The following is a 25,841-nucleotide window of genomic DNA, read 5'->3' on the forward strand; positions in this document are numbered from 1 at the left end:
GAGATACGCCGGCTGTACTTCACATTTCGCCCGGCTCGCGGTTCGGCTCGTCTGTCAGGGCCGCTTCCGCGACCGGCTCGAGGGGGTCCGCGTAGTAGCGCCCGGACGGCGCGAGCGCCGCCCTGAACGCCGGCCGCCGCGATCTTCCCCGGCGATCACCGTGATCGCCTACATGCCGATCACTTTCTTGATGCCTTCGAAGAGGAAGTTGCCGCCCACGCCGACCGCCAGGTCCACACCCACCTGGTAGACGACGCCGAGCGTCTTCCGCACGCGGGAGACGGGCATCTCCGGCTCCGCCAGCGCCCCGCGGAGATCTTCCAGCGCCGCCTCGAGCCCACCCGGATCGGACGTCTCCGGGAAACGGTCGTGTTGCGCTTCGAGGAACTGGACGACGGCCTTCACCAGGGCGGTGATCTCCGGATCCCGCTCGTTGTGCACGATGTCGCCGACGCCGCCGATGTTCGAATACGCGAAGGTCGGGTTGTAAAGGTGGAACTGGTGACTGATCGTGGGCGCGGCAGGCCCGCCGACCGCGGGCGGTGAGACGGAACGCGTCCACGCCGTGCCGAGATCGCTCAGCTTGATCCTGTGGTCACGGACCTCGACGCCCAGCCTCGCCCGCAGCCGGGGCAGCCCCTCGAGGAGGGTGCGCCGCCGTCCGGGGTCGGGCACGGCGAGTCCGACCGCCACGCAGGCCCGTACGGCGTGCCGCGCCGACCGGGGTGGATGCCCCGCCCCGATCATGGACGCCAGCAGGACGCTCTCCTGGGCCCAGGAGGACGACAGGGCCGCCATCAGGGCGGACACCGCCTCCGCGAGGGTGACGTCGTCATTCGCCACGCGCGCCGGGACTCCCCTCCCGCCGCGCAGGAAGTGGTCGGCCGCACCCGCCGGGATGAAAGACCGGCCGGCGAGCCAGACACCCGATGTGCGTTCGTCCCCGGAGAGGTCGAGCACCAGGACGGGCGCGAACTCCGGCGGGGGCAGCGGATGCAGGTACGGCTTCGGGATCCCCGGAATGCGGGGCCGGGTGGGCCGCGGCCCCTGCGGATTCGCCGTCCATTCGGCGAGGTCCATCCGGAACTTGAGGTTCGCCTCGCGCTCGCGCTCATCTCGCTGCGCCGTCCGCCGCCGGTGGTCCGCCTCGTTGTCGGCGTTCCGCTCGCGGATCGACCGGGTCCTCTCGTCATGGTCGGCCTCGGAGCACACCCAGTCTCCGGGGCGGAGATCCTTCGCGCGTACACCCCTCGCCTTGTTCGGCGCGCGGTTGTACAGGGACCCTGCGATACGACCGCTCCGCGCGGAGCGTTCCGCCTCCCGGTGCAGGAGCACGATCCCGTCGGCGTACGTCGCGACGGCCAGGGCGACGGGCGGGACGGGCAGGAACCACCATGACGACCCGGTCGTCTCAATGAGGATCATCGCGACGACCGCGACGGGTGCGGCGGCGAGCAGCCCTGCTCTCGCAGACGCCCACAGAAGCCGTCCGTCGCTCTCCCTGGGAACGGCGGCCGCGATGACTTCTGGGGCAATGCGGACATCGTCGGAATTGCGGCTTCCCACCCGTCGATTATGTGCCCCGAAGATCGTTCATGGGGAGGGAAACCGGAAAGCGAGGGCCGATCCAGGCCTCCCCCATGCGCGCCCGCCGCGGCCGGATGGCGGGCTCTCGAAACACCACCGCAATCATCATGGAATGTCGAATTTTATGGAGGTTTGGGAGAAATTGCCCCGGAACATGATCGTCGATCCCATGCAACAGATCTTGCTCACACTTGCCACCAGAGATCTTGGAGGTGTCTGTGAGCTACAGCAGGCGTGGGTTCCTGACAGCAGTGGGCGCGACCGGAGGGGCGGGAGCGCTCCTCGCCACGATGGGCGCGCTCGGACTCGCACCGACCGCCGAGGCGGCGGCCCGCACGGCCTTCGTCCCCCCGCAACCATCCGACTTCACCCTCACCGGGAGGGGCGCGAAGAAGGTCGTCATCCTCGGGGCGGGAATCGCCGGCCTGGCCACCGCGTACGAACTGGGCAAGGCGGGCTACGACTGCACCGTGCTCGAGGCCCTGGACCGGGTCGGCGGCCGCAACTGGACCATCAGGGGCGGCGACCGGATCACCGAGCTTGACGGCTCGACCCAGATCGCACGCTTCTCCGACGGCATCTACATGAACGCCGGCCCCGCCCGGCTCGCGCAGTGGATGGTCACCATGGACTACGCCCGCGAACTGGGCGTGCCCCTGGAGGTCTTCACCAACTCCAACTCCCAGGCGTACATCTACAACGAGGCCGCGGGCATGACGGCGCCGGTCGCCTGGCGCACCGCCAAGGCGGACGTCTACGGGTACATCTCCGAACTGCTCTCCACGGCCACCGACAGCGGCGCGCTCGACGCCAAGCTGACCGCGCAGGACAAGGAGCGGTTGCTCTCCTTCCTGCGCTCCTTTGGCTCCATCGGCAACAAGGCGGCCGGCTTCGCCTACACCGGCAACGAGCACCGGGGCTACAGCGTCAACCCCGGCGCGGGCGAGCAGCCGGGCACCGTCCTCGGGCCGGTGCCCTCCCTGTCGGACGTGCTCGCCAGCGGCGTCGGCCAGCGGTTCTCCTTCGAGTTCGGCTACGACCAGGCGATGCTGATGTTCCAGCCCGTCGGCGGCATGGACGCCATCCCCAAGGCGTTCGCCGACGCGATCGGCAGGCACAGGATCTCACTGAGGTCGAAGGTCACGAAGATCACCGACCTGGCCCAGGGGGTCGAGGTCGAGTACCTGGACAAGAACGGGAAGACCAAGAAGATCAAGGCGGACTTCTGCGTGGCCGCCATGCCCCCGCACATCCTGGCCAAGACCCCGCACAACCTCGGCCCCGACGTGCAGGCCGCCCTGTCCATGCCGACGGTCACGTCATCCGGCAAGATCGGCCTGGAGTACCGCCGCCGGTGGTGGGAGACCGACGAGAACATCTACGGCGGCATCACCAACACCGACCTCGACCTGTCCGTCGTCTGGTATCCCTCCTACGGGTACGGCGGGCGGCGCGGCCTCATCATCGGCTACTACAACAACGGCGCCAGCCAGGACGCCTACGCCGCACTCACCCATCCGCAGCGGGAGAAGCGCGCGGTCGAACAGGGCATGAAGATCCACGGCGCGAAGTACCGCGACGAACTGGTGACATCGGCGTCGATCTCCTGGAGGCTGCAACCGCACATCGAGGGCGCCTGGGTCAGCTGGCCGTCCCGCACCGGCGGTTACCAACTGCTGAACAAGCCGGCCGGCCACGTCCACTTCGCGGGCGACTGGCTCAGCTACATGATCGCGTGGCAGGCGGGCGCACTGGAGTCGGCCCGCAAGACCGTCACCGATCTCCATCAGCGCGTGCTCACCAGCTGAGCCTCGGCGCACCGCAGGAAGGGCACGGTCGCACGGCGGCCGTGCCCTTCGCCGTCGGTCCCGCCCGCCCGTCACAGATGGCCGAGCGATCGTGAGCACGACGACGATCCACCGGCGGTCCCCTGTATTGTCCTGGTGATGCACGTACCGTTTGAGAGAGATGTCTGATTTGGCCGCCACTAGCGGACCGTCGGCTCCCGTCACCGTGCTGCTCGTCGAGGACGACGAAGTGATCCGCAAGACGGTCGGAATGGCACTGGAGCGCTACGGCTACGCCGTGACCTCGGCCGGCGACGGACTGACGGGTCTGGAACTCTTCCGGGACGGGCGACATGATCTGCTGCTGCTGGATGTGATGCTGCCCGGCCTGGACGGCATCGGGCTGTGCCGCAGAGTCAGGGAGTCCAGCCTGGTCCCCATCCTGATGATGTCCGCCCGTGGCGACTCGCTGGATGTGGTCTCAGGCCTTGAGGCGGGCGCGGACGACTACGTCGCCAAGCCCGTCGACACCGCGGTGCTGGTGGCCAGGATCCGCTCGCTGCTGCGCCGGGCCACCTTCTCCGCGGCCGCCGAGGAGCCTCCGAAGCCCGGCGCGGGTCTGATCTTCGGGGATCTGACCATCGACACCGACGGCCTGGAGGTGTTCCGGGACGGCGAGCAGGTCGCGCTGGCCCCCACCGAGTTGCGACTGCTGCTCGAGTTCGCGGCGAATCCGGGAATCGTCCTGGACCGGCAGACACTGCTGCGCAATGTCTGGGACTACGGGTGGGACGGCGACAGCCGCGTCGTCGACCTGTGCGTGCAGCGTCTGCGCAAGAAGATCGGCGCCGAGCGGATCGAGACGGTCCGCGGCTTCGGCTACAAGCTGCGGCGCTGAGGTGGACGCCGACATCGTCCAGGCCGCGCGCGGCCTGCTGAACCCGAGGTCGCAGCGTTGGAAGATCGTGGCGCTGGTGGCCATGGCGTCGTGTGCGGTCGCGCTCGCCGTGGGCGTGCTGGTCCATCGGAGCACCTTCGACCGTTCCATGGCCATCGGCAGGGAGCGGGCCCAGAACGCTTTGGGGCCCGTGGTCGACCAGTACCGGCAGACCGGCGTCGCCGACCCCCTGAGCGTGCAGGATCCGGACGCGATGCCACCGGCGCTTCTCCGGCAGGACCTGGAACAGGTCGGCTTCTGGTACGACGACCGCAGGCCGGACATCCCGTGGATGTGGGCCGCCGAGTCGGTCGACGGCCATGTGATCGCCGTCCAGATGGAGATGGGGTCGGAGTTGCGGAGCCTGCAGGCGCTCGACCGGCACATCGTGGAGGCCTCGCTCGCCGTGCTCGCCGTCGTCGTGCCGTTGGCGGCGCTGGCCGCCGAGCCGCCCAACCGGCGGTTGAGACGGGTGGCCAGGACCGCGCGGCGCATCGCCGACGGCGACCTGGACGCCCGGATCGGAACGGCCGGGCGGGCACGTGACGAGATCACCGACATCTCCTCGGCCGTCGACTCGATGGCGGGCGCTCTGCAGGAACGGCTGCTCACCGAGCAGCGCTTCACCGCCGATGTCGCCCACGAACTGCGCACCCCGCTGATGGGCCTGCTCACCGCGTCCGAACTGCTGCCGGAGAGCGAGGCGACCGACCTGGTCCGCGACCGGGTCCAGGTGTTGCGGACGCTGGTCGAGAACCTGCTGGAGATCTCCCGTCTCGACGCGGGCGCCGAATCGGCCGATCACGCCGTCGTGCCGTTGGACCAGGTCGTCGAGGAGTCCGTACGCCGTGCGGGACTTCAGGCCAGGCTGACGGTGACGGGCGATCCCGTCGCCGACACCGATCCCCGCCGGCTCGACCGGATCGTCGCCAACCTGGTCGCCAACGCGCACCGTCATGGACGGCCGCCGGTCGAGGTCGCCGTCGACGGGACGACGATCGTCATACGTGATCACGGTCCCGGCTTCCCCGGCGAGTTGCTGGCGGACGGGCCGCAGCGCTTCAGGACCGGGGCGGCGGAGCGCGGCCACGGCCACGGCCTCGGCCTGACCATCGCCCTCGGCCAGGCCCGGGTGATCGGCGCCGAGCTCACCTTCCGCAACGCCCCCGACGGCGGCGCGGTCGCCGTACTCCGGCTCCGAGGCCGTACGCGGCCCGAGGGCTGATACACATCCGAAACGCGCCTGAGCGGTCGCGGAGACGCGGCGCCGACGCAACGGATGCCCGCACACGGCAGAGTCGACCGGTGTGAACGGCGGTCGTTCGAGGTGATGCCGATCCCCTCTGGGACATCGGGATCATCCGCTTACACCGCCGATGCTCGGGTAGCCTGCGAGGCGAAGATGATCCTGCACGCGTACACCGCTCCCCAAAGGGATCTCCTGACCGGTTGGGATAACGGCCAGAAGGTGGTCGCCGCGGTTCAAGACTCGCTGCCCTCGGCTCTGGCGGCACGCCAAAGGGGGAAGTGAAGCCACATGACGACGACCGTCGACGCCACCTCGCAAGAGGGGGGCGGCCCTGGCACCGACAGCCGGCGTCGTTGGCAGGAGGCCGGAATGTGGCGGCGGGGGCGGATCATCGCAGGCCTGGCGGTCCTGCCTGTCCTGGTGATGTTGCTGCACGCCCACATCCCCAACCGGACCGGCAACTTCGGCAGTCTCACCGAGACCTTCCTGCCCTGGACGGGGCTGGCCGTCCCCCTGCTCGCGGCGTTCGCGCTGGCCCGCCGCTCGGCGACCGCCCTCGTCGCCCTGACGCTGCCCGCCGTCATCTGGCTCGCGCTCTTCGGCCGTACGCTCACCGACAAGCGAGAGGACGGCGGGGACCTGATCGTCGCCTCCCACAACGTCAACAACGACAACCCGGACCCGACGGGCACCGCGCGGGCCCTCATCGCGTCGGGCGCCGACGTGGTCGGGCTCGAGGAGCTCACCGCCTCCGCGGTGCCGATCTATGAGAAGGCCCTGGCCGGCGCGTACAAGTACCACGCGATCCGGGGCACCGTCGGCCTGTGGAGCAAGTACCCCATGAGCGGCACTCGGTCGGTCGGCATCGTGGAGTGGTCCCGCGCCCTGCGCAGCACCGTCCAAACTCCCCGCGGGCCCGTGGCCGTCTTCGTCGCCCATCTCCCGTCGGTGCGGGTCAATCTCGACGCAGGCTTCACCGCCGACCAACGCGACGCGTCCGCCCGGCTCCTCGCCGAGGCCCTGCGCGACGACCCGGTCTCGAAGGCGATCCTGGTGGGCGACTTCAACGGCACGGCCAACGACAGGGCTCTGGCCCCGGTGACCTCGCAGATGCGCTCGGCGCAGGGCGCGGCGGGTGACGGCTTCGGGTTCAGCTGGCCCGCGGCGTTCCCCATGGCCCGCATCGACCAGATCCTCGTCAGGGGCGTCGAGCCGGTCTCGTCCTGGACGTTGCCCGCCACCGGCAGCGATCACCTGCCCGTGGCCGCGTCCGTCGACTACTGACGGGTTCAGCGCCTGCGGGCGAGGGTGACGCCGTCCCGCACGGGCAACATCACCGAGTCGACCCGGGCGTCGGTGGCGATGAGATCGTTCAGGCGGCGCATCGCCAGATGGCGCTCCTCCTGGTAGGCCGGGTCCATGACGCGGCCGCCGAGGAACACGTTGTCCAGGACGACCAGGCCACCGGGACGCAGTCGCTGGACGATCTCCTCGTAGTAGGCCGGGTAGTTCTCCTTGTCGGCGTCGATGAAGGCGATGTCGACGTACGGCTCGGCGGGGAGCGCGCGCAGCGTCTCGAGGGCCGGACCGACCTTCAGGTCGATGCGGTCCGCCACACCGGCGCGCTCCCAGTAGTCCCTGGCGATGGAGGTCCACTCGTCACTGACGTCGCAGGCGAGCAGCCGCCCGTCCTCGGGCAGTCCCTGGGCGATGCAGATCGAGGAGTAGCCGGTGAACACCCCCACCTCGATGGCGTGGCGCGCGCCGACCAGGCGCACCAGCATGGTCAGCAGCGCGCCCTCGTCCCGGGAGACCTGCATGCCCGACGCGTCGCCGGCGGCCTCCCGCGTCTTGACGACCAGTTCGTCGAGCACGTCGCCGGCCGGCGTGCAGTGATCGAGCAGATAGTCGCCGACGACGGGATCGACGAGCTGCAGCGAACTCCCCGAGACGGGCTCCGTCCAGTCGACGACGAGCGACTCCTGGGTGGCGAAACGCAGCAGGTGGCGGGTCACGACGTCCTGGACGCCCGCCACGCCTTCCGCGTCACCGGCAGTCACGATCATGCCGAGGTGATCTCCGGACGGCGTGAGCACGCAGGTCCCCTGGGCGAAGGTGAGGGTCCCTCTGCCGTCGCCGGAGAGTTCCGCGGTCGTCTTGTGGCCCATATGCGAGATGAGCTGCTTTATGTAGCGAGAAGAGCGGGAGGTCGCGACATGTGCCGTCGAGACGGGCATCGAAGATCCTTCAACTAGGGCGAAGCGTCGAGAATCCTCAACGCTTGAACGAGTCTGAGGTTCGGCCCGGCCGTTTGTCAAAGCGTCGACATTCCTAGACACTTGGCCTGTGGAAGACGAGCCGACCGAGCAGGAGCACCTGGTCCTGCGCTCACCGGCGCAGTTCAAGGCACTGGGGCATCCGGTGCGCCACCGCCTGGTGAACGTCCTGCGCCAGCGGCCCGCGACGCTCGGCCAGTTGACCGCGGCGCTCGGCTCGACCAAGGGGACCATCGGCTATCACATGCGGATCCTCCGGGAAGCGGGCCTCGTCAGGCTGGCGTCCACCCGGCAGGTGCGAGGCGGCACCGAGCAGTACTTCGCACTGGTCAGCCGGGGCTTCAAGCTCCACGAGGAATCCGGGGTCGGCCCGGAGTTCCTCATCAACGCCGCCCTGGCCGAAATGTTGCCCCCACGTCCCGGGCAGGGAGGGCGCACGCTGCTGCGCCACCTCTGGCTCACGCCGGACGAGGCCGACGCGCTCGCCACGCGACTCCAGGCGTACGCCACGGACCCGCCCCCCGCCGACAGTTCCCGAGGCGAGGCGTACGGCCTTCTGGTCAGCCTGTATGCGGCCGACATCCCTGCCCTGTCCCCCGACGAACACGACGCGGAATCCCGCTGAACTCGCCGAGGTCAATCGCCGATCCGGCTTTCGCCTGCCGCCGTTTCCGCCGAGTGACTGTTCGCCGCGTTCTCCGGTCATTCCTGGAATGGAGGGGCCGGAAATTCAAACGCGTCCGCCCGTGACACAACGGTGTTCAAACCTTCTTCCGCGAGCCGCCGTCAAAAGGTCGACGGGGAATCAGCCGAGGGGGAGAACATGAGATCACTACGGGGAGCACTGACCGCGGCGGGGGCGGTCACGGCCCTGACTCTGGTGTCCGGAGCGGCCTGGGAGCCGGCCGCCACGACCCCGACGGCGGCCGCCGTGACATCGAAGTCTTCGGCCGCCGCCGCTTCACCGGCCACCGGCCAGGCCGGCGGGGTCTACATGCGGTTCGGCGCGAAGGGCACGGCCCAGGTCGTCTGGGCTCGGCCGGGCGAACCCCTGCGGGTGGCGACGCTGGGCGGCGGAAAGCACATCACCCAGTTCGCGGTGTCACCGGACGGCACCAAAGTGGCCTGGATCCATCAGGGAAAGGTCCACGTCACCCGCTACAACGCGACCGGCCGTGCGATCGGGGACCGGACGATCGCCACGGACGCGGGCCACGCGCCCTGCGAGACCCCGGTCTTCTCCCCGAACTCGACGACCGTCGCCTACCCGTCCCGGGCGAAGTCCGCGGTGCCGATCATCGCGGCCGCCAAGGCGGACGGGACGGGGAGACACGTCATCGGGCGGAGCGAGGGCTCGTGTCACCTCGCCTGGTCGGGCGACGGCCGCTACCTGGCCGGATACTCGGGCGGCACGGGAGGCGTCCACCTGCTCGACGTCAGGACGCGCACGTCGAGGAAGGCCGTCGGCATCAAGTACGCCAACCATGTCCAGAGCCTTTCACCCGACGGCCGCCGGGTGATCGTCCACCGGCTCACCCCTGCCGATCCGGGCGGCGACGGCCTGTGGCCCTTCGGGTTCCCTCCCTCGATCGTCGACACGAAGACGGGGAAGAAGGTCACCATCCCCGTTCGCGGCACCCTGATCGGCGCCATGTACCTCAAGGACGGCCGCCTGGTGGTCCGCGTCCAGGGCAGGGCGCACCACACGCTCGTGGTCGTGGGCGCCGACGGCGAGATCCAGCGGCGCACGGCGGAGCCCGCGAAGGTCCGCCAGGACGCACTGGCCGCCTTTCTGAAGTGACCGGTGGAATGCACGCTCTTTTCGGCTATGAGCGGGTCGCGTTCCGCCGGAATCGGGCCGGAGTGGTGGCCGTCGCCGTACGGAATGCTCGGCCGAAGGCCGATTCCGACCGGTAGCCGACCTCGGCGGCGACGGCACCGACCGGCCGGTCGGTGCCGGTGAGAAGTTCGGCCGCGGTCATCATCCGGATGCGGGTGAGGAAGTCCCCGACGGTCATGCCCGTGCCGCGGGTGAAGTGGCGGATGAAGGTGGCGCGCGACATCGAGGCGAGCCGGGCGAAGTCGGCGATGGTCCAGTCGTGTCCGGGGTCGCGGAGCACAGCGTCGATGGCCGTCCTCAGGCGCTCGTCGTCGACGGCCGTCCAGAGGGCGTCGCCGGCAAGACGGCGGTTCGACGTGCTGCGCAGGACCATCGCGAGGAGTGCGTCACACAGGGATATCACGATCGCCTCCGTGCCCGGGCCGTCGTTCTGCGCCTCGCTGCGCATCAGCGCGCTCAGCATCCGCACCGGTTCACTCGATTCGGCGCCGAAGGACACGTGCAGGGGGTCGGGCAGGGTCTCGAAGAGCAGTCCGCCTGCGCCCGGACCGAACGCGTAGTGACCGCAGAACAGATCGATCTCGCTCTCGGCACCCTGGCTTCGCGCGGTCAGGAACGCGACGCCGGCCTCTTCGACCACCGGTCCCGGGCGGCCCACGCCGCGTGTGTGGACGCGGTGCGCCGTCCCTCGTGGAAGCAGCACGACGTCCCCGGGCCTCAGATCGATGCTCCGGTCGGCCAGTTCGAGGGTGCACTCGCCCTCGAGGAGGAGATGGAAGGGCGCCTCGCCCGCAGGACGTACGGGGTTGTCGAGCGTCGAGTTACCGGCGAGCAGGCAGCGCTTGTCGATGCCGCCCCGCAGGCGGGCCAGGCGGATCAGATGACTTATCGAGTCCATGATACTTTCGCGATAGAAACTGAGACTTCATCGCCTTGTCGGCTCTCTCGTTCAAGATGGATTCTAGACGTATGAACGAAATGAGCACCGTTTTGAACGTCGATGTCCTGGTGATCGGGTTCGGCAAGGGGGGCAAGACGCTCGCCGCGACGATGGGCCGGCTGGGCAGGCGTGTGGTGATGGTCGAGCAGTCCGACCAGATGTACGGCGGCACCTGCATCAACATCGGGTGTGTGCCGACCAAGGCGCTGGTCCATCACGCCGAGTCGCGCCGCCGGGACGACACGGCACAGGAGTGGTACCAGCAGGCCGTCGGAACCGTGGAGAAGCTGACCACCCTGCTTCGTGGCAAGAACTTCCAGATGCTGGACACGATCGACACCGTGACGGTCGTCACCGGCCGCGCGCGGTTCGTCGGCCCCAAGACCGTCGAGGTCGGCGCCGGCGCCGACCGGCTCACGATCAACGCGGAGACGATCGTGGTCAACACCGGGTCCGAACCGATGATCCCGGACATCCCCGGCCTGCGAACCAGCAAGTACGCCACGACCAGCACCGATCTGATCAGCACGACAGAGTTGCCCCGGCGACTCGCCGTCCTCGGCGGAGGCTATCTCGGCATCGAGTTCGCCGCGATGTACCGCCGGTTCGGCGCCGAGGTCACCGTCCTGGAGGTCTCCCCGCAGATCTTGCGGCGCGAGGACGACGACGTGGCCGCGGCCGCCGTCGACATCCTCGTCGGCCAGGGCATCACCCTCGTCACAGGAGCGCAGGTCACCGAGGTCCGCGACGGGGACGACAGCGCGACCGTCGTCTACGAGAAGGACGGTCGGCGGCTCACGCTGGAAGCCGACAGCATCCTCGTCGCCACCGGCCGCTCGCCGGCCACCCGCGGGCTCGGTCTCGAAGCGGCCGGGGTCCGCACCACCGGGCGCGGGGCGATCGAGGTCGACGAACATCTGCGCACCAGCCGGGGGCACATCTTCGCGGTCGGCGACGTGAACGGAGGACCGCAGTTCACCTACATCTCGCTGGACGACAACCGCATAGTCGCCGACCAGCTGATCGGCACAGGCGCGCGATCCACGGCGGACCGGCAGGCGGTCCCGCACACCCTGTTCATGACGCCGCCGCTGTCCACGGTCGGGCTCACAGAAAGGCAGGCACGTGACCAGGGACACACGGTGAAGATCGCAAGCAAGCCCATCGCGGAGATCGCCGCGATGCCCCGGGCCAGGATCGTCGAGGAGACCCGCGGACTGATGAAGTTCGTCATCGACGCCGGCACCGACCGGATCCTCGGCGCGGCCCTGCTCAGCGTCGACTCGCAGGAGCTCATCAACACGGTCGCCCTCGCCATGCGCCACGCGGTGACGGCCGGTGAGCTCCGCGACACCATCTACACCCACCCCAGCTCGACCGAGGGATTCAACGAGGTCCTCGCCGCGGCCTCGTGAGACATGACTCACGCGGTGCGCTCCCCCGGTCGCGGAGGATCTCAGATGTAAGCGGATCGACCGTGGGGGGCCGAAGCGCGCTGCCATATCTCCTAGATCTGGGCGAACCCGCCGTCGACCGGCAGGTCGATTCCGTTGATGCCACTGGCGTCGTCAGACGCCAGGAACGTGACGGCGGCGGCGACCTCGTCCGGCTGGATGTTGCGGCCGCCGGGCATCTCGGCCGCGAGCTGACCGAAGAAGTCCTCGACGTCGAGGTCTCCGGCGAGGGCCGCGAGTCCGGGTGTTACCGTGCGGCCGGGGCTGACCGCGTTGACACGGATGCGGCGACCGGAGAGCTCCTGCAACCAGGAACGGACGAGGTTGCGGCCGGCGGCCTTCGTGGCCGCGTAGACACTGCGGCCCGGACCGCCCTTCACCCCGTCCACGGAGGACGTGACGATGATCGCGCCGCCGTCCGTGATCAGCGGGAGCGCCTTCTCGACGGTGAGGACCAGCCCCTTGACGTTGATGTCCAGGTGGCGGTCCACGAGGTCCTCGGTGATGGCGCCCAGGCTGTGCCCCTGCAGGATCGAGGCGTTGGCGAACAGGATGTCGATCCTCCCCCGGGTCTCCCGTACGCGTGCGTAGAGGCGATCGAGGTCGTCCGCCTTGGACACGTCCGCCTGCACGGCGATGACGTCGCCTCCGAGTTCCGCGACCGCCTTGTCGAGCTCCGCCTGCCGGCGGCCCGCGATGACGACGGAGGCCCCTTCCGCGAGGAATCGGCGGGCGGTGGCCAAACCGATTCCTGTCGACCCACCGGTGATGACGGCGGTCTTGCCCGCGAGCACTTCTGACACGACTCCCCCTTCGGCTCCGGCACACACCGGCGTCGGTGCCGGCGGCTGAAGCAGCAGTTCATGGACCGATCGGTCCCGGACCGATCGGTCCCATATTGGACAAGGCGCTGACCGAAGTCAACTTTTGAAGGACCGATCGGTCCGCTAAGGTGGGTGCCGGAGGTGATCCGGTTGGCACGCAGGCCCGCACCCGACACGCGTGAGCGGATTCTCGACACCGCCGCCCTGCTGTTCTACGACCACGGCGTGCAAGCGGTGGGAATGCAGCAGATCATCGACCGGGCGAAGTGCGGAAAGAGCCTGCTCTACCGCGAGTTCCCCAGCAAGGCCGAATTGGTCGCGGAGTATCTGGAGCGCGCGAGGCAGGACTTCGGGCGACAGTACGCGGAAGCCGACGATCACGCGGGGAGCGACCCCTCGGCACGGTTGATCGCCTTCGTGGAGGCGATGGCCGAGAGCGTCCAGTCGCCCGACTATCGCGGTTGTCCCTTCCGTAACTACCTGGCGGAAGTAGCCGACCACGACGACTCCGCCGGCCGGATCGCGACGGGGTACCTGCTCGACAGTCGTGCGCGGATCGAGGACTTCGTCGCCGACATGAACGTCGCCGCCCCCGACGTCCTGGCGGAGCGGATCTGGCTGATCGTCGAGGGCCTGCACACCGCGGCGGCGCATCCGGGCGGTGCACGAGCCGCGGATGTCGCCCTGTCACTCGTCCGGGAACTCGTCCGCGACGCGACGAGGGTGTGACGACCGGCCGGCGGATCACTCGTTGGGCAGCACCGTCGCGATGGTGAGCCGCGCCGCCGACCGGGCCGGGAGGCACGCGCCGAGCATCGCGATCAGCACGCCGGTTCGCCTGACATGTGGCTGAGGCCGCCTGATCGCGACTACTGGAAATGACCGGGTGGCCCGCCACTACAGCGTGGCCAAGACCTGCGCGACGCCGTCGTCGTCCACGGTTCCGGTGAGTTCGCCGGCGGCTTCGATCAGTTCGGCGGGCGAATGACCCATCGCCACGCCGCGGCCGCTCTCGGCGGCCCAACTGAGCAGTTCGATGTCATTGTGGCCGTCGCCCACGGCCATCACCCGATCCCGCGGGACGCCGAGCTCGACGCGTACCCGTTCGATCGCCGTGGCCTTGTTCACGCCCTCACCCGCGATGTCGAGCCACGCAGTCCAGCCGATGGCGTAGCTCACCTGGCGCAGGCCCATCCTCTCGACCAGGGCGAGGAAGTCGCCCATGTCGTGGCCAGGGGAAATCGCCACAACACGCGCGGCCGGCCGGTCCAGCAACTCCTCGAACGCCACTTTCACCTGCTCGCTGTCGAGACCGGTCGTGGCGGCGGGGAACGGTTCGGTGTACCGGTAGCGGCCGTGTTCGTCCTCAACCGCGAAGCGGGCGTTCACCAGGTGCGCGCTGATCGACCGGAGCACATCGGCCGGGTCGAAGCACTCCACCCGTTCACGCCGGTAGCCGCTTGGCACACCCGGGTCACGGTGCAGGGTGGCCGCGCCGTTGGAACAGACCAGGAACCGCGGCGCGATGCCGAGATGAGCGAGCACCGGGACGGCGGTCGCGGAAGAGCGGCCAGTGGTGAGCACCACATGGTGACCGGCCGCGTCGAGTCGGCGGACCTGCTCGCTCACCGCGTCGCTGATGGAGCCGTCTTCGCGGAGCGTGGTTCCGTCGATGTCCAGGGCGACGAGCCACGAGGCGGCGTCAGGCACGGCGTTCGATGCGGGTCTGGGCGATGAGGCTGATGAGCGCGAGGAGGACGGTCAACGCCGTGTAGCAGACGACTGCCGGCACCTCGCCGAGAGGGCCCACGAGCTGTCCCTCGATGACGATGGGCACTCCGAAGGCGACGTAGGAGACGACGTAGATTCCGGCAACGACCCCCGCACGCTCGTGCGCCGCCGCGAGCGGGAAGACGAGGCGCAGGGCCGCGGAGAACGACGCACCGAAGCCGGCACCGGCGACGGCCTGCCCGATGATCATGATTGTCAGGCTTCCGGCGAACACGCCGCCGATGATGCCGACGGCACCGACGATGGACGCCCAGATGCCGATGGTCATCGCCCGCCGGGGGCCGACGCGTGCGAACGACAGTCCGACGACGGTCGACACCGCCGGCGCGATGAACCCGGCCAGGCCGTTCAGCAGGCCGCTGTCCAGATGGAAGACGCTGCGAACCATGCTCGGGGCCAGCCCCCCTGAGAGGCCCGCGAGCATCCAGACCGCGGCGACCACGGGCGCCGCGGCGGCGAACTCCTTCCGGGCAGCGGGCGGGATCGCGACGCGCGGGATCATCGAGCGGAGCGCACCGGGGGTGCGGGGCATGGTCTCCGGAGACAGGACGACGACGACGGCCCCGAGAATCGTGAGGATGATCAGGACGGTGAAGATGATGGAATTGGCCGCAGGCGTGAGCTGGATCGCTAGTCCAGCCAGCAAGGAGCCGAAACCCAGACCGCCTGTCAGGCCGACGCTGCCGAGGATCGTGCCCAGTCTCTTCTTGCCCGGCGGGGCGAGTTCGACGAGCGCCGCGGTGAAAGCAGCCGTCGCCGCACCGCTGGCGACACCTTGCACGATGCGGCCGGCGATCACCCACCCGATATCGGGTGCGACGAGGAACAGGACGTTCGACGCGAGCTGGATGACCAGAGCTCCGATCAGAACCGGGCTCCGGCCGACATGGTCGGACAGCGACCCCAGTGTGAGGACTGCGGCGAGGAAGCCGATCGCGTAGACGGCGAATGCCAGCGTGAGCAGCGACGGCGGAAACTCCCACTGCTGTTTGTAGACCACCAGCAGCGGCGTCAGCACGCCTGCCGCGAGATACAGACTGGTGAACGCGAGCGCCGCACCCGTCAACGCCAGTCCGGCGGGGAGAGTGGGCCGCAGGCGGCGGGGCGCGGGCGCCTCGGTGATTACCTGGGATGAGGACAAAACGGTTCCCTGAAGAGACCACGCGCAAAGGCGCGGTGGTCGAACAATCGGTGGTGGCCGGCGCGAAGCCGGCCGGATGAACGGTCAGCCGCTCTGCGGGTTGGCCCAATCGCCGTGCGCCACTATCGCGAGGTCCTCAAGCTCGAGATCCCTCCCGGATGCGGTGCGCGGGCCGATGACGACCGGCTCACCGGTGCCTCGTTCCACCAGGCGCAACGGCCCGCCGTCCTCACCTTGCAGGTGCTTGTTGCCCCACTGCATGAGCGCGAATACGGCAGGGACCAGATCTCTGCCCTTCTCGGTCAAGAGGTATTCGTAGCGGCTCCGCTTACCCGGCTCCTGATAGGGCTGTTTGACGAACAAGCCGATGTCGGTCAGTTCCTTGAGCCGCGTCGCAACGATCGCGTCGGTGATCTTCGTGCGCCGGGCGAAGTCGTCGAACCGGGTCGTGCCGTAGAAGGCCTCACGAAGGATCAGCATCGACGACCGCGTGCCGATGACATCCATCGACTTCCCGATCGAGCAGTTTTCCAGCCGCCACGTGCTGCGGTCGGCCAGAACACCTTCAAACGTGAGCGACATGACTTCCCCTCAACCCTTAATCCAGCGCGGCTCGACGGCAGGATCGCCGTCGCTAGTCGGTGATGACGACGACGCCCGACGGCTCGCCCAGCAGTTCCACCGTACGTTCGGCGGCACGGTCGATCTGGACGCGAGGCTCCGCGGGGATCTGCTCTTCGTTGTAGGTGCCGGGCCCGTAGAACTGCCCGTAGCTCAGCACGACGCCGCCCTCGGCGAGGACGGAACGTTCCAGCTCGGCGACGGCCAGGGCGTCGGGCCCGTCAGGCAACTGCCAGGCGACGGTCTGGGCCAGGATCTTCGGCGACCCGCTCCGCCGTGCCGCCTCGATCACGTTCCGGTTGCCCTCGGTCCGGATGCGAGCGTTCAGCTCCGCGTGATCACCGATCTTCTCCACCTCGTCCGGCAGATCGGTCAGCTCGTTCAGAATGACGTCCGGGTTGAAGTCACGAACCGCCTGGATCAACGCGTCCCGGTCGAACACATCACACACGATCGGCTCGGCGCCGAGCTGAGCCAGCAACTCCGTCTTGCTGGACGAGCGCGTCATGCCGCCGACCACGTGCCCCGCGTGAACCAACCGGGGAATCAGCCGCTGCCCGATCACGCCGGACGCACCCGCAAGAAATACCCTCATGATCCCTCCTGGCTATACGATTTAATAGCTAGAACCTAGATGCTGCCTCCCATAGCGTCAAGTCAGACCCGTCGGGGGCACGCGGCAGGGTTCAGGCGTTGTACCCGCCGTGGGCGTCCAGCACCGCGCCCGTCACGTACGACGCGGCCGGGCTCGCCAGGAAGGCGATCGCCGCGGCGATCTCGTCCGGGTGGCCCATGCGCTGCAGGGACAGCGCGCCGAGCATGGCCTTGAGGGTCTCGGGGTCCGGCGGTTCCATTCCGCTCTCCATCAGTCCGGCCTCCACGACGTTGGCCGTGATGCCCCGGGGTCCGAGGTCCCGCGCGACGCCCATGGTGTACCTCTCGATGCCCGACTTGGTCGCCGAGTAGTCGGCGAGGCCCGGAACGCCGACCCGGGAGCCCAGTCCGGAACTCACCGTGATGATGCGGCCGTCCGCGCGCAGCACCCGGGAGGCTGCCCGGATGACGGCGATCACGCCGAGGTAGTTGGTGGCGTGCATCCGGTCCAGTGCGGCGGTGTCGACGTCCGGGTCGTCCACCGTACGGCCCTGCTCCGGTGAGATCGCCGCGTTGTTGACGAGGATGTCCAGGCCGCCGAAGTACGCGACCACGTCGTCGATCAGCGCCGGCGCCCGGCTCATGTCCGCCTGGTCGGACTTGAAGGCGACGGCCTTCACCCCCTTGCCGCGCACCTCGTCGACGACGGCCTTCGCCTGGTTCTCGGAGCTGACATAGGTGAACGCGACATCGGCGCCCTGCTCGGCCAGGAGCCGTACGGTCGCGGCCCCCAGCCCGCGGGATCCCCCGGTGACCAGGGCGACCTTGCCCGTGAGCGGCTTGTTCATTCTTCCCACCTCGCTGATCGGTCCTTCACGACTGTCGTAACGCTAGCGGTTACGACATCAAGTCGCAACAATTGCTGTTACGACTGTTCGGTCGTAACATAGATCGTTGCGGCCGAGAGGAGCGGGTTCATGAGCGCCAACAGCAGGTTGACCATCGCCGCCCACGCGCTGGCCTGGATCAGCCTCTATCAGCGCCAGGGCCATGAGGTCGCCACTTCCGAGCAGATCGCGACCAGCGCGAACACCAATCCCGTGGTGATCAGGCGGCTGCTCGGCGAGCTGCGCAGGGCGGGGCTCGTGGAGTCCCGGCGGGGCATGGGCGCGGGCTGGTCGCTGGCCCGCGAACTGGATTCGATGACTTTGCTCGACGTGTACGAGGCGGTGGAATCCGGCCCGCTGTTCGCGATGCACCGCGCCACTCCGGACCAGGGGTGCGTGGTGGGTTACGGCATCCAGCCGGCGATGCAGGGCATCTACGAGGGAATCGAGGAGACCCTGAGGCGCGAGTTGGCCAGCGTCACGATGGAGGACGTGCTCCGGGACGTCCTCGCGGCGCCTCGCTAGTGCTGCGCCAGGCGACGTTCGCCCTGGCGACGACGCATCACGAGGGTCGCCGAGGACCGCCGTCCGCCAGGATGCGTTCCAGGGTGCGCCGGCCCATCCGGCTCATGGCCGGGTTGGTCTCGCGGTAGTACCAGACGAGCCCCATCGCCTGTTCGAAGGCCCACGCCTTGCCTCGCTCCCATTCGAGATCGTCGCACTCGAGGTCCAGGCGGAGCACCTCCCGCGGTCCTGCCTCAACCAGATGCCAGGCACTCACGAGATCGAGGGCAGGGTCGGCCGGTCCGAAGCCGCCGATGTCGAGAATCCCGGCCAACCGGCCGGCGGACACGAGAACGTTGCCGGGAATGAGATCACTGTGGGTCATCACGTCGGCCGCTTCGTGCGGCAGGCTTCGAAGGTTCTCCCACATCCGGCGGAGCCGGCGAACGTCCAGGAGTTGTTCGCTGTGCTTGAAACAGGTCTCCATCCACGCGTCGTGGGATTGAAGGTCGCCTCCCCGGCCTTTGCCGGCGAACGTGCGGCCACGCGTGTCGATCGCGCGCAGGTCCCGGATGAGATCAGCCAGGTCGTGGGCGAACGCGACTGATTCGCCCGGGTCCTCGTCGGTGGCCACGACGCCGGGCAGCCATGTCTGCACCGACCACGGAAGCGGGTATCCCGCGCCGGGTTCACCCAGCGCGACCGGCTCGGGCGTGGGAAACCGCGTGCGACCTGCCAGCTCGCGGGCCGCCTCCGCTTCGGACTCCAGCCGGCGCCGCGTCGAGTCGACGTTCTCGGGCTGTAGAGGAAACCGAGCCGTGAAGCGGTCGCCGATGCGAAAGATGGCGTTGACCGTCCCATGGGCCGCGACCCCTGTGACGGGCAGGCTCCCCCACTCGGGGAACTGCTCGTCCACCAAGGTGCGCACCGTCTCCGGTGACACCGTCAACTGGTCGGCGTGCATCTTCACACCGGCAGCGTTCCGCGTCTCGGTCTTGTCCCGCAACGTCTTTTCGATCCCGCCGCTTTCACGCTTTCACGCGGACCCGGCCTTACGCAGGGGGACGTCGGTGCTGGGCTCGGCGCCGAACCGGCCCACGAGGTCGATGGGGAACTGGCGGGCGAGCCCGGCCAGGCGGGCGGCGACCTGCGCGACCTCGTCGGCGGTGTGCGGCTTGGCGCTCCACCGTTCCAGGATCAGGTCGCGGCCCTCTATCCGCCAGCCGACCAGCCCGAACGCCATCGTGGCCGAGCGAACCTGCGGCGTCAGCAGCGCCTGCCCGAACGCGGCGTCGGCGGTCTCGGCGCGCAGATCGTCGGGCGTCGCGGCCGGGACGCCGTTCGCGAACGCGGAGAACAGGTCGTCAGGTCTGCTCCCGCGCGCCGAGAGCACCTGGACGCGCGGGTAGGCGACCGGCAGGTGGACAGCCCAGTACGTCCGGCGCGTTTCCGGCCCGCCCGGCTCGCTGTCGAACGCCGTGAACGGGAGCCCCTCCACTTCGCCTGCCAGGACCCCGAACGAGCCCATCGTGAAGGCCTTCTTGTTGCCGTACAGGTCCCGCCAGCGCAGCGTCAGGTCGCCGCCGTCGTCCTTGTAGAGCCAGCCGTGTCTCGCGGCGAACTCCTTGCGGTCGGCGACACTGCGCAGTCGCCGCCGCGAGCCGATCCTGATGTAGACCATCAGCGCGACGAGCAGGGCCCCGCCGAACATCAGCCAGCCGTACAGGGTGCCCACCGTCCGGCCGACCGCGATCGCCCCGATCACCAGCGCCACCAGCGCGTAGCCGACGACCAGGTTGCTCACCGGGCCCAGGCGGCGCTCCTTGTCAAGGAGCCCGTAGGCCACCAGCGCCACCGCCGGGACGCCGCCGAACAACAGCCAGCCGTACAGCGGAGAGCTCAGCTGGCCGAGCGCGATCGATCCGAGGATCAGCGCGAGCACCAACTGGGGGGCGAACCCGTACTGCACCGGCTGGTCGAAGTAGGTGTGGCCGTCGTGCCACCTACGTCCCGCGGGCGTCCGCTCGGAGTTGACCGCCAGGCCGAACAGCCAGTGCAGCGGTGACAGGAGCACCATCAGGCCCGCCCCGGCCAGAATCGCGACGCGGACGTCGTCGCCTCCGGTGAGCGCCCACCCGGCGGCCACGCCGCCGAAGACCATGGCGACCACGAGGAACGGCATCAGGCATCCGAGCCCCGTCCACCTCATGAAGATCACGGCTCTGTCCTCCGGGGGAGATCGTCCTGGTCCGCGATCATATGGGGGAGCGTGGTCAGGAGACGAGGGTTCTGCAGTGCTTCCACGCGAGTTCGAGAACGGCCGCGCCGGCCGCCTGCATCGGCTCGTGATGGACGTACCGGCTCACCGAGTCGTCATCGAACGGGATGCCCTTCGCCCCGACGACCCGTCCTTCTTCGTTCGAGGTGGCGATGTCGCCGAAGACGGCGTCGAAGGTGCTCGCCTCGATCACCGTGACCGCCAGGATGTCCGTGGCGAAGGTGAGGGGGTCCACTCCGACGCCCAGGACGAAGGACCGCAGCCGGTCGTCTTCGCGGGCGTCGGTCAACTGCCGGTAGAGCGGCCAGGTCTCGTAGTCGAAGGCGTCGCCGTACACCTCCGATCGCTGGAGGAACTCCTCGGCGTACTCGCGGACCACGCACTTCCACAGGTCGAAGTCGGCGGTCTCCGCGTGGGGGTCCTCCTCGGCCGGTTGGAACACTCCCACGGGCATGACCTGGTAGAGCCCTCCCCCGTGCGCGACGCGGGCGGGGTCACGCCAGTGGAGCACGAACGTCATGGCTCCGGTGTGGCTGTCGCGCCGCAACGTCAGCATGGACACCGCGGGCAGCGCGACCCGGGAACGCAGGTCGGTGGGGTCGGCGACGAGCCCGCGGAAAGGCAGCCCGGTCTCGTTCAGAAGCCGGGCCGCCGCGAACTCGTGGGCGACGGTCTCGCCGACGTCGATGCCGTCGAAGTAGTGGCCGCGGGTGAAGCTCATCTCCGGCCAGGCCACGTCGAGCAGGCGGTAGCACGTGCGGTTCTCGAACAGCCGGGGCCTGTCCAGAGCCTCCATCGCCTGGGCGTACGACGAGATGCCCGGCGGGAGCACGGACCCGGCTTCCGCTTCGCGACCGGTCACGGCCGCGGGAGAAGGCCGGTCCATCCATCGCAGGCCGATCCGATGAAGCTCGAGGGGCTGAGCCGGCGTCCATGCCTGCCGGGTCAGCAGGTGCGTCGATCCGACCTTGGGCAGATCGGGATAGAGCCGGTCGGCCGCTTGGGCCAGCTCGTGACGGTGCTCGTTGAGGTGACGACGAACGTCGCGCCAGGCCGAGGGGGATCTGTGCGACTGCGCGCTCACGTTCATCGGTGCTCCGGGGAGAAAGGAGTGTGACTACCGTCCGAACCCTACGACGGCTGACGGCGCGATCCCGGATCCGTGTCCTCCACGCGCACGTCGGGCCCGGCGCGCGACGACGCGCTCCCCCGGTCGTTGATCACCGCCTCGTCCAGAGGACGCGGCGGTCAGGACGGGTACGGTGAACCCGTGGCGAGCCCCCGGAGCTTCGATCAAGACGGCATCCCGGACGATGCCGTCGAACCGGTCTACCGCGTGCTGCCGGGCGCGCCGACCTCCGCCGTGGTTCTGCACGTTCCGCACGGCTCCCGCGCCCTGACCGCCTCCGCCCGTCACAGCATCCTCCTCGACGACGACGCCCTCGCCGTGGAGTTGGACCACATGACCGACGCCCATACCGGGCTCATCGCCGCCCGGGCCGCGGCCGCCGCCACCCGCACGCCATGGCTTCTGGAGAACCGGTACTCCCGGCTGGTGGTGGATCCCGAACGTTTTCCCGACGCGCGTGAGGAGATGCGCGCCGCCGGCATGGCCGCTGTCTACACCCGCACCGCGCACGGCCGACGGCTTCGCTTCGACGACGACGCCCGCGACCAGGGTCTCCTGGCCTGGCATTACCGGCCGTACGCCGCCGCCATGACCGACCTGGTCGACGCGCGACTGGCCGCCACCGGCCACGCCGTCGTCATCGACGTGCACTCCTATCCCAGCCGGCCGCTGCCGTACGAGTTGCACGGCGACGGCCCACGCCCCGCGATCTGCCTCGGCACGGACCCCTTCCACACCCCGCACGAGCTGGTGCGCGCCGCCCGCGACGCGTTCGCCGGCTTCGGCGACATCGACCTGGACACCCCCTTCGCCGGCTGCTACGTGCCGCTGAAGCACTACGGTCTGCGGCGGGCGGTCACCGCGCTCATGATCGAGATCCGCCGGGACACCTACATGAGCGAGCCCGGCGGGCCGCCCACCGACGGCGTCGGCCGTCTCGCCACGGCGCTGGCCGGCCTCGTCGACACGGTGTCATCCGCCGCACCGCACCCGGACCCAATTTGATTGACGCGTCAATCATATGCTTAATTATGGTTGACGCGTCAATGAGATGAGGTGCGGATCATGAGAGACGACGGCCGCGTGACCAGCGCGGCGACCCGGCGGCGGATGTCGGTGGGCGAGCTCGCGATCTGGCGGGCGCTGGTCGACACGACCGCCGAGCTCCGCAGAATCCTGGGAGCGCAGTTACTGCGCGATTCGGGAGTCTCACCGGCCGACTATCACGTGCTGCTGGCGTTGAGCGAGGCGAACGGCGGGCGGCTGCGGTCATCAGAGCTCGCGGCGGAGATCGATTGGGAGCGCAGCCGGTTGTCCCATCATCTCGGGCGGATGGAGCGGCGCGGCCTGATCCGCCGCGACGACTGCTCCACCGACAGCCGCGGCGCCGAGGTGTCGCTGACGGAGGACGGAGCGCGGATGTTCCGGGGTGCGACCGCACCCCACGCGCTGGCCATAAAGAAGCATTTCGCCGACGCCCTGACGCCTGCGCAGTTCGAGGCGCTCGACGACATCCTGCGCACCCTGCAGAACCACCTCCACCCAGAACAGGCCGCCGCCATCACCCGAGAGGATCTCCATGTCTGACAGGGCCATGCCGTCGCCACGCATCGCCGTGCTCGGCGCCGGGCACGTCGGCCCGGTGATCGCACGGGTCGCGATCGAGGCCGGATACCACGTGACGATCTCGGCTTCCGGCGATCCCGAGAGGATCGCGCTCATCACCCAGATCCTGGCGCCGGGAGCCGAGCCACGATGGGCGGCCGACGCCGTCAGGGAAGCCGACATCGTGGTGCTGGCGATCCCGCTGCACAGGTTCGCGAGCTTCGACCCCGCCCTGGTGGCCGGCAAGCTGGTCATCGACACGATGAACTACTGGCCGCCCACCGACGGCGTTCAGACGATGTTCGAGGACCGCCGGTACGGCAGCAGCGAGATCGTTCAGCACCGGCTCTCGGAGTCGACGGTCGTGAAGACCTTCAATCACAAGGGCTACCACGAACTCGAAGAGGAACGCCGGCCGGCGGGCTCGCCGGAACGCCGTGCCCTCGGCGTCGCCGGCGACGACCCGGGCGCTGTGGACCTCGTGGCGGAGGTCATCGAGCGCATCGGCTATGACGCCGTCCGGCTGGAGAGCCTGAGCTCCGGCCGCCTCTTCGAGCCCGGCGGCCCCGTCTTCGGCGCGTCGATGCGCCGGACCGAGTTCGTGCGGGCCGTTTCCCTCGAAGCCGCCTGAAGCGATCACCCTCTCCCGATTCACGACCAGACAAAGAGACTCGACGTGACCACGACACCGTCACCCGCCGGACAGGCGTCCGCGGGCGAACCCGCGACGTTCCCCCTCGTCCTCGGCCTCGACACCTTCGGCGATGTCACCCATGACGGTGACGACCGCCCGCTCTCGCATGCCCAGACGATCCGGAACATCGTCGAAGAAGGCGTCCTCGCCGACCAGGTCGGCCTGGACTTCTTCGGAATCGGCGAACACCACACCGGCGACTTCCCCCTGTCGGCCGGCGACGTGGTCCTCGGCGCGATCGCCGCGCGTACGACCCGCATCCGCCTCGGATCCGCGGTCACGGTGTTGAGCTCGGACGACCCCGTCCGGGTGTTCCAGCGCTACTCCACGCTGAACGCCGTCTCCGGCGGCAGGGCGGAGGTCATCCTCGGGCGTGGCTCCAGCATCGACTCGTTCCCGCTCTTCGGTTACGACCTGTCCGACTACGAGACCCTGTTCGAGGAGAAGTCCCAACTGTTCGCCGAGTTGCTGAAAGGCGGACCGGTCACCTGGGAGGGCGAGATGCGCGCCCCCCTCCGCGACCAGGACGTCGTGCCGCACATCGAGTCCGGGCCCTTCCCCGCGTGGATCGGCGTCGGCGGCAGCCCGCAGTCGGTCGTCCGCGCGGCACGTTACGGATATTCGCTGATGCTCGCGATCATCGGCGGCTCGCCCGCGCGCTTCGCGCCGTACTCCCAGCTGTTCCACCAGGCCCTGGAGAAGTTCGGACGCCCCGCCCTCCCCATCGGAGTGCACTCGCCCGGACACGTCGCCGCCACCGATGAGCAGGCCCGTGAGGAGTTCTGGCCGCGCTATCTGGAGGTCATCCGCCACGTCAGCAAGACCCGCGGATTCGCGGTCCCGACCAAGCAGTCCTTCCTCCACGAGATCGGGCCTCATGGCGCGCTCTACGTCGGGTCGCCGGAGACCGTCGCGCAGAAGATCGCGGCGAATCTCACCGCGCTCGGAGCGAACCGCTTCGACCTGAAATACGCCATGGGCGGTCTCTCGCATGAGGCGCTCATGACCAACATCGAGCTTTACGGCACACAGGTCGCCCCGCGCGTCCGCGAACTCCTGGCGTGAGGGGCCGGCCCCGTCTTGACGGGGCGCGTGACTGACGATCATCCTGGCGCCATGCATACGCGCCTGATCGCGGTCCTCGCCTCATCGGCCGTCCTCACAGCCTCCCTGACAGCCTGCGGCGGCCCCAGTCCCGCCGACACCTGCGCCGAGGCCTTCACCATCCTGAAGGACGCGAAGATCGACCCCCAGCAGTGGGCACTGAACCGCGGCGCCCCGGTCTCGGCCGCGGAGGGCAAGCAGAAGGCCGAGGCACTCGCCCGAGTCGCGGCGTTGCAGACCGACGACAAGGATCTCCAGACCAGCTTCGCCCACATCAAGAGCGGCAGCCAGACCTACCAGGACGAGCTGGACAAACTGGCGGCCGACCCGAGCCGCGAGCCGAACGTCCAGCTTGCGGGGGCAGCCGTCGGGTTCTTCATGGTGTCGCTCAGCCAACGGTGTGACCAGAAGGGTTTCAAGCCCTGACCAGGTGCGTGGCCACGAGCGACGGCACGGCGGGATCGATGGGCATTCGGCGCCCGGCCACCCGGCTCTTGCCACCCCGGCCGTGGCCGGTCGCTCCCACAGCCGTCGTCGACAAGCCGCGGCTTTTCGTTTTCTCACGGAAGTCGTCCGAGATTCCATGAGGAACGAAAGCG

At 69.0% G+C, this 25,841-nt stretch carries 26 protein-coding genes; 14 read left to right on the forward strand and 12 right to left on the reverse strand.

Translation table 11 applies throughout. The features are described 5' to 3' along the window. Window positions 1–168: 168 nt before the first annotated feature. On the reverse strand, window positions 169–1,566 hold the full coding sequence (locus tag Pmi06nite_RS16685; RefSeq protein WP_203953931.1) for a hypothetical protein: 1,398 nt from the start codon (window positions 1,564–1,566) through the stop codon (window positions 169–171). A gap of 239 nt (window positions 1,567–1,805) precedes the next feature. Between Pmi06nite_RS16685 and Pmi06nite_RS16690 the strand changes: the two genes are divergently transcribed. From Pmi06nite_RS16690 to Pmi06nite_RS16705, 4 genes are all read left to right on the forward strand, one after another. Then, window positions 1,806–3,395: a flavin monoamine oxidase family protein gene (locus tag Pmi06nite_RS16690; protein ID WP_239113966.1), complete on the forward strand. Its 1,590-nt coding sequence runs from the start codon at window positions 1,806–1,808 to the stop codon at window positions 3,393–3,395. 160 nt (window positions 3,396–3,555) lie between these two features. Then, window positions 3,556–4,272 (forward strand): two-component system response regulator CseB, encoded by a 717-nt coding sequence (gene cseB, locus Pmi06nite_RS16695; protein WP_203953932.1) that lies wholly within the window; start codon window positions 3,556–3,558, stop codon window positions 4,270–4,272. Window position 4,273: 1 nt separating this feature from the next. Beyond that, window positions 4,274–5,536 (forward strand): ATP-binding protein, encoded by a 1,263-nt coding sequence (locus Pmi06nite_RS16700; protein ID WP_239113967.1) that lies wholly within the window; start codon window positions 4,274–4,276, stop codon window positions 5,534–5,536. Between the two features lie 393 nt (window positions 5,537–5,929). Further along, window positions 5,930–6,844 (forward strand): endonuclease/exonuclease/phosphatase family protein, encoded by a 915-nt coding sequence (locus Pmi06nite_RS16705; protein WP_373317309.1) that lies wholly within the window; start codon window positions 5,930–5,932, stop codon window positions 6,842–6,844. 5 nt (window positions 6,845–6,849) lie between these two features. On the opposite strand, the gene Pmi06nite_RS16710 is transcribed toward Pmi06nite_RS16705, so the two are convergent. Further along, window positions 6,850–7,797: a DUF2218 domain-containing protein gene (locus tag Pmi06nite_RS16710; protein ID WP_308442504.1), complete on the reverse strand. Its 948-nt coding sequence runs from the start codon at window positions 7,795–7,797 to the stop codon at window positions 6,850–6,852. A 109-nt stretch (window positions 7,798–7,906) separates the two neighbouring features. Here Pmi06nite_RS16710 and Pmi06nite_RS16715 point away from each other — a divergent pair, with 109 nt between their 5' ends. After that, entirely contained in the window at window positions 7,907–8,461 is a 555-nt protein-coding gene (locus Pmi06nite_RS16715; RefSeq protein WP_203953934.1) for an ArsR/SmtB family transcription factor, read from the forward strand. 198 nt (window positions 8,462–8,659) lie between these two features. Then, window positions 8,660–9,637 (forward strand): hypothetical protein, encoded by a 978-nt coding sequence (locus Pmi06nite_RS16720; protein ID WP_203953935.1) that lies wholly within the window; start codon window positions 8,660–8,662, stop codon window positions 9,635–9,637. A gap of 25 nt (window positions 9,638–9,662) precedes the next feature. On the opposite strand, the gene Pmi06nite_RS16725 is transcribed toward Pmi06nite_RS16720, so the two are convergent. Continuing rightward, entirely contained in the window at window positions 9,663–10,574 is a 912-nt protein-coding gene (locus Pmi06nite_RS16725) for a cupin domain-containing protein (RefSeq protein WP_203953936.1), read from the reverse strand. Between the two features lie 71 nt (window positions 10,575–10,645). Here Pmi06nite_RS16725 and Pmi06nite_RS16730 point away from each other — a divergent pair, with 71 nt between their 5' ends. Further along, complete coding sequence (locus Pmi06nite_RS16730) at window positions 10,646–12,031, forward strand: FAD-dependent oxidoreductase (RefSeq protein ID WP_239113968.1); 1,386 nt, start codon at window positions 10,646–10,648, stop codon at window positions 12,029–12,031. A 92-nt stretch (window positions 12,032–12,123) separates the two neighbouring features. Here the strand turns inward: Pmi06nite_RS16730 and Pmi06nite_RS16735 are convergent, their stop codons facing one another. Then, entirely contained in the window at window positions 12,124–12,873 is a 750-nt protein-coding gene (locus Pmi06nite_RS16735) for an SDR family NAD(P)-dependent oxidoreductase (RefSeq protein WP_203953937.1), read from the reverse strand. Between the two features lie 162 nt (window positions 12,874–13,035). On the opposite strand from Pmi06nite_RS16735, the gene Pmi06nite_RS16740 reads away from it, so the two are divergent. Further along, window positions 13,036–13,623: a TetR/AcrR family transcriptional regulator gene (locus Pmi06nite_RS16740; protein ID WP_203953938.1), complete on the forward strand. Its 588-nt coding sequence runs from the start codon at window positions 13,036–13,038 to the stop codon at window positions 13,621–13,623. A gap of 168 nt (window positions 13,624–13,791) precedes the next feature. Here Pmi06nite_RS16740 and Pmi06nite_RS16745 read toward each other — a convergent pair whose 3' ends face one another. The 5 genes from Pmi06nite_RS16745 to Pmi06nite_RS16765 all read right to left on the reverse strand — a co-directional run bounded on the left by Pmi06nite_RS16745 (window position 13,792) and on the right by Pmi06nite_RS16765 (window position 17,889). Next, window positions 13,792–14,604 carry an HAD family hydrolase gene (locus Pmi06nite_RS16745; protein WP_203953939.1) on the reverse strand — a complete coding sequence of 271 codons (813 nt, stop codon included), beginning with the start codon at window positions 14,602–14,604 and terminating at the stop codon, window positions 13,792–13,794. Further along, window positions 14,597–15,826, reverse strand: coding sequence for an MFS transporter (locus Pmi06nite_RS16750; RefSeq protein WP_203953940.1), 1,230 nt, complete (start codon window positions 15,824–15,826; stop codon window positions 14,597–14,599). The genes Pmi06nite_RS16745 and Pmi06nite_RS16750 overlap by 8 nt, the downstream gene beginning before the upstream one ends. A gap of 84 nt (window positions 15,827–15,910) precedes the next feature. Then, window positions 15,911–16,408 carry a winged helix-turn-helix transcriptional regulator gene (locus Pmi06nite_RS16755; RefSeq protein ID WP_203953941.1) on the reverse strand — a complete coding sequence of 166 codons (498 nt, stop codon included), beginning with the start codon at window positions 16,406–16,408 and terminating at the stop codon, window positions 15,911–15,913. A gap of 52 nt (window positions 16,409–16,460) precedes the next feature. Beyond that, window positions 16,461–17,042, reverse strand: a complete 582-nt coding sequence (locus Pmi06nite_RS16760) for an NAD-dependent epimerase/dehydratase family protein (protein ID WP_203953942.1) — start codon at window positions 17,040–17,042, stop codon at window positions 16,461–16,463. Between the two features lie 91 nt (window positions 17,043–17,133). Next, window positions 17,134–17,889, reverse strand: coding sequence for an SDR family NAD(P)-dependent oxidoreductase (locus Pmi06nite_RS16765; protein WP_203953943.1), 756 nt, complete (start codon window positions 17,887–17,889; stop codon window positions 17,134–17,136). 129 nt (window positions 17,890–18,018) lie between these two features. On the opposite strand from Pmi06nite_RS16765, the gene Pmi06nite_RS16770 reads away from it, so the two are divergent. Then, window positions 18,019–18,453: an Rrf2 family transcriptional regulator gene (locus tag Pmi06nite_RS16770; RefSeq protein ID WP_203953944.1), complete on the forward strand. Its 435-nt coding sequence runs from the start codon at window positions 18,019–18,021 to the stop codon at window positions 18,451–18,453. Window positions 18,454–18,490: 37 nt separating this feature from the next. On the opposite strand, the gene Pmi06nite_RS16775 is transcribed toward Pmi06nite_RS16770, so the two are convergent. From Pmi06nite_RS16775 to Pmi06nite_RS16785, 3 genes are all read right to left on the reverse strand, one after another. Then, on the reverse strand, window positions 18,491–19,396 hold the full coding sequence (locus tag Pmi06nite_RS16775; protein WP_239113986.1) for an aminoglycoside phosphotransferase family protein: 906 nt from the start codon (window positions 19,394–19,396) through the stop codon (window positions 18,491–18,493). Window positions 19,397–19,468: 72 nt separating this feature from the next. Next, window positions 19,469–20,650, reverse strand: a complete 1,182-nt coding sequence (locus Pmi06nite_RS16780) for a hypothetical protein (RefSeq protein ID WP_203953946.1) — start codon at window positions 20,648–20,650, stop codon at window positions 19,469–19,471. 55 nt (window positions 20,651–20,705) lie between these two features. Then, a complete protein-coding gene (locus Pmi06nite_RS16785) occupies window positions 20,706–21,800 on the reverse strand; it encodes a hypothetical protein (protein ID WP_203953947.1) in 1,095 nt (364 codons plus the stop codon). Between the two features lie 180 nt (window positions 21,801–21,980). Between Pmi06nite_RS16785 and Pmi06nite_RS16790 the strand changes: the two genes are divergently transcribed. Genes Pmi06nite_RS16790 through Pmi06nite_RS16810 form a run of 5 tightly spaced genes read left to right on the forward strand, consistent with a single transcriptional unit; the run spans window position 21,981 to window position 25,668 of the window. Further along, a complete protein-coding gene (locus Pmi06nite_RS16790) occupies window positions 21,981–22,844 on the forward strand; it encodes an N-formylglutamate amidohydrolase (protein ID WP_203953948.1) in 864 nt (287 codons plus the stop codon). 60 nt (window positions 22,845–22,904) lie between these two features. Continuing rightward, window positions 22,905–23,426 carry a MarR family winged helix-turn-helix transcriptional regulator gene (locus Pmi06nite_RS16795; protein WP_203953949.1) on the forward strand — a complete coding sequence of 174 codons (522 nt, stop codon included), beginning with the start codon at window positions 22,905–22,907 and terminating at the stop codon, window positions 23,424–23,426. Then, on the forward strand, window positions 23,419–24,075 hold the full coding sequence (locus tag Pmi06nite_RS16800; RefSeq protein WP_203953950.1) for an NADPH-dependent F420 reductase: 657 nt from the start codon (window positions 23,419–23,421) through the stop codon (window positions 24,073–24,075). Before Pmi06nite_RS16795 ends, Pmi06nite_RS16800 begins: the two co-directional genes overlap by 8 nt. 45 nt (window positions 24,076–24,120) lie before the next feature. Further along, a complete protein-coding gene (locus Pmi06nite_RS16805) occupies window positions 24,121–25,203 on the forward strand; it encodes an LLM class flavin-dependent oxidoreductase (protein ID WP_203953951.1) in 1,083 nt (360 codons plus the stop codon). 51 nt (window positions 25,204–25,254) lie between these two features. Continuing rightward, the gene (locus tag Pmi06nite_RS16810) at window positions 25,255–25,668 is read left to right on the forward strand and encodes a hypothetical protein (protein ID WP_203953952.1); all 414 of its coding nucleotides are present in this window, start codon (window positions 25,255–25,257) and stop codon (window positions 25,666–25,668) included. The last annotated feature ends 173 nt before the right edge of the window (window positions 25,669–25,841 follow it).

Origin of the sequence: Planotetraspora mira (assembly GCF_016863275.1) — a bacterium.
GTDB classification, from domain to species: domain Bacteria; phylum Actinomycetota; class Actinomycetes; order Streptosporangiales; family Streptosporangiaceae; genus Planotetraspora; species Planotetraspora mira.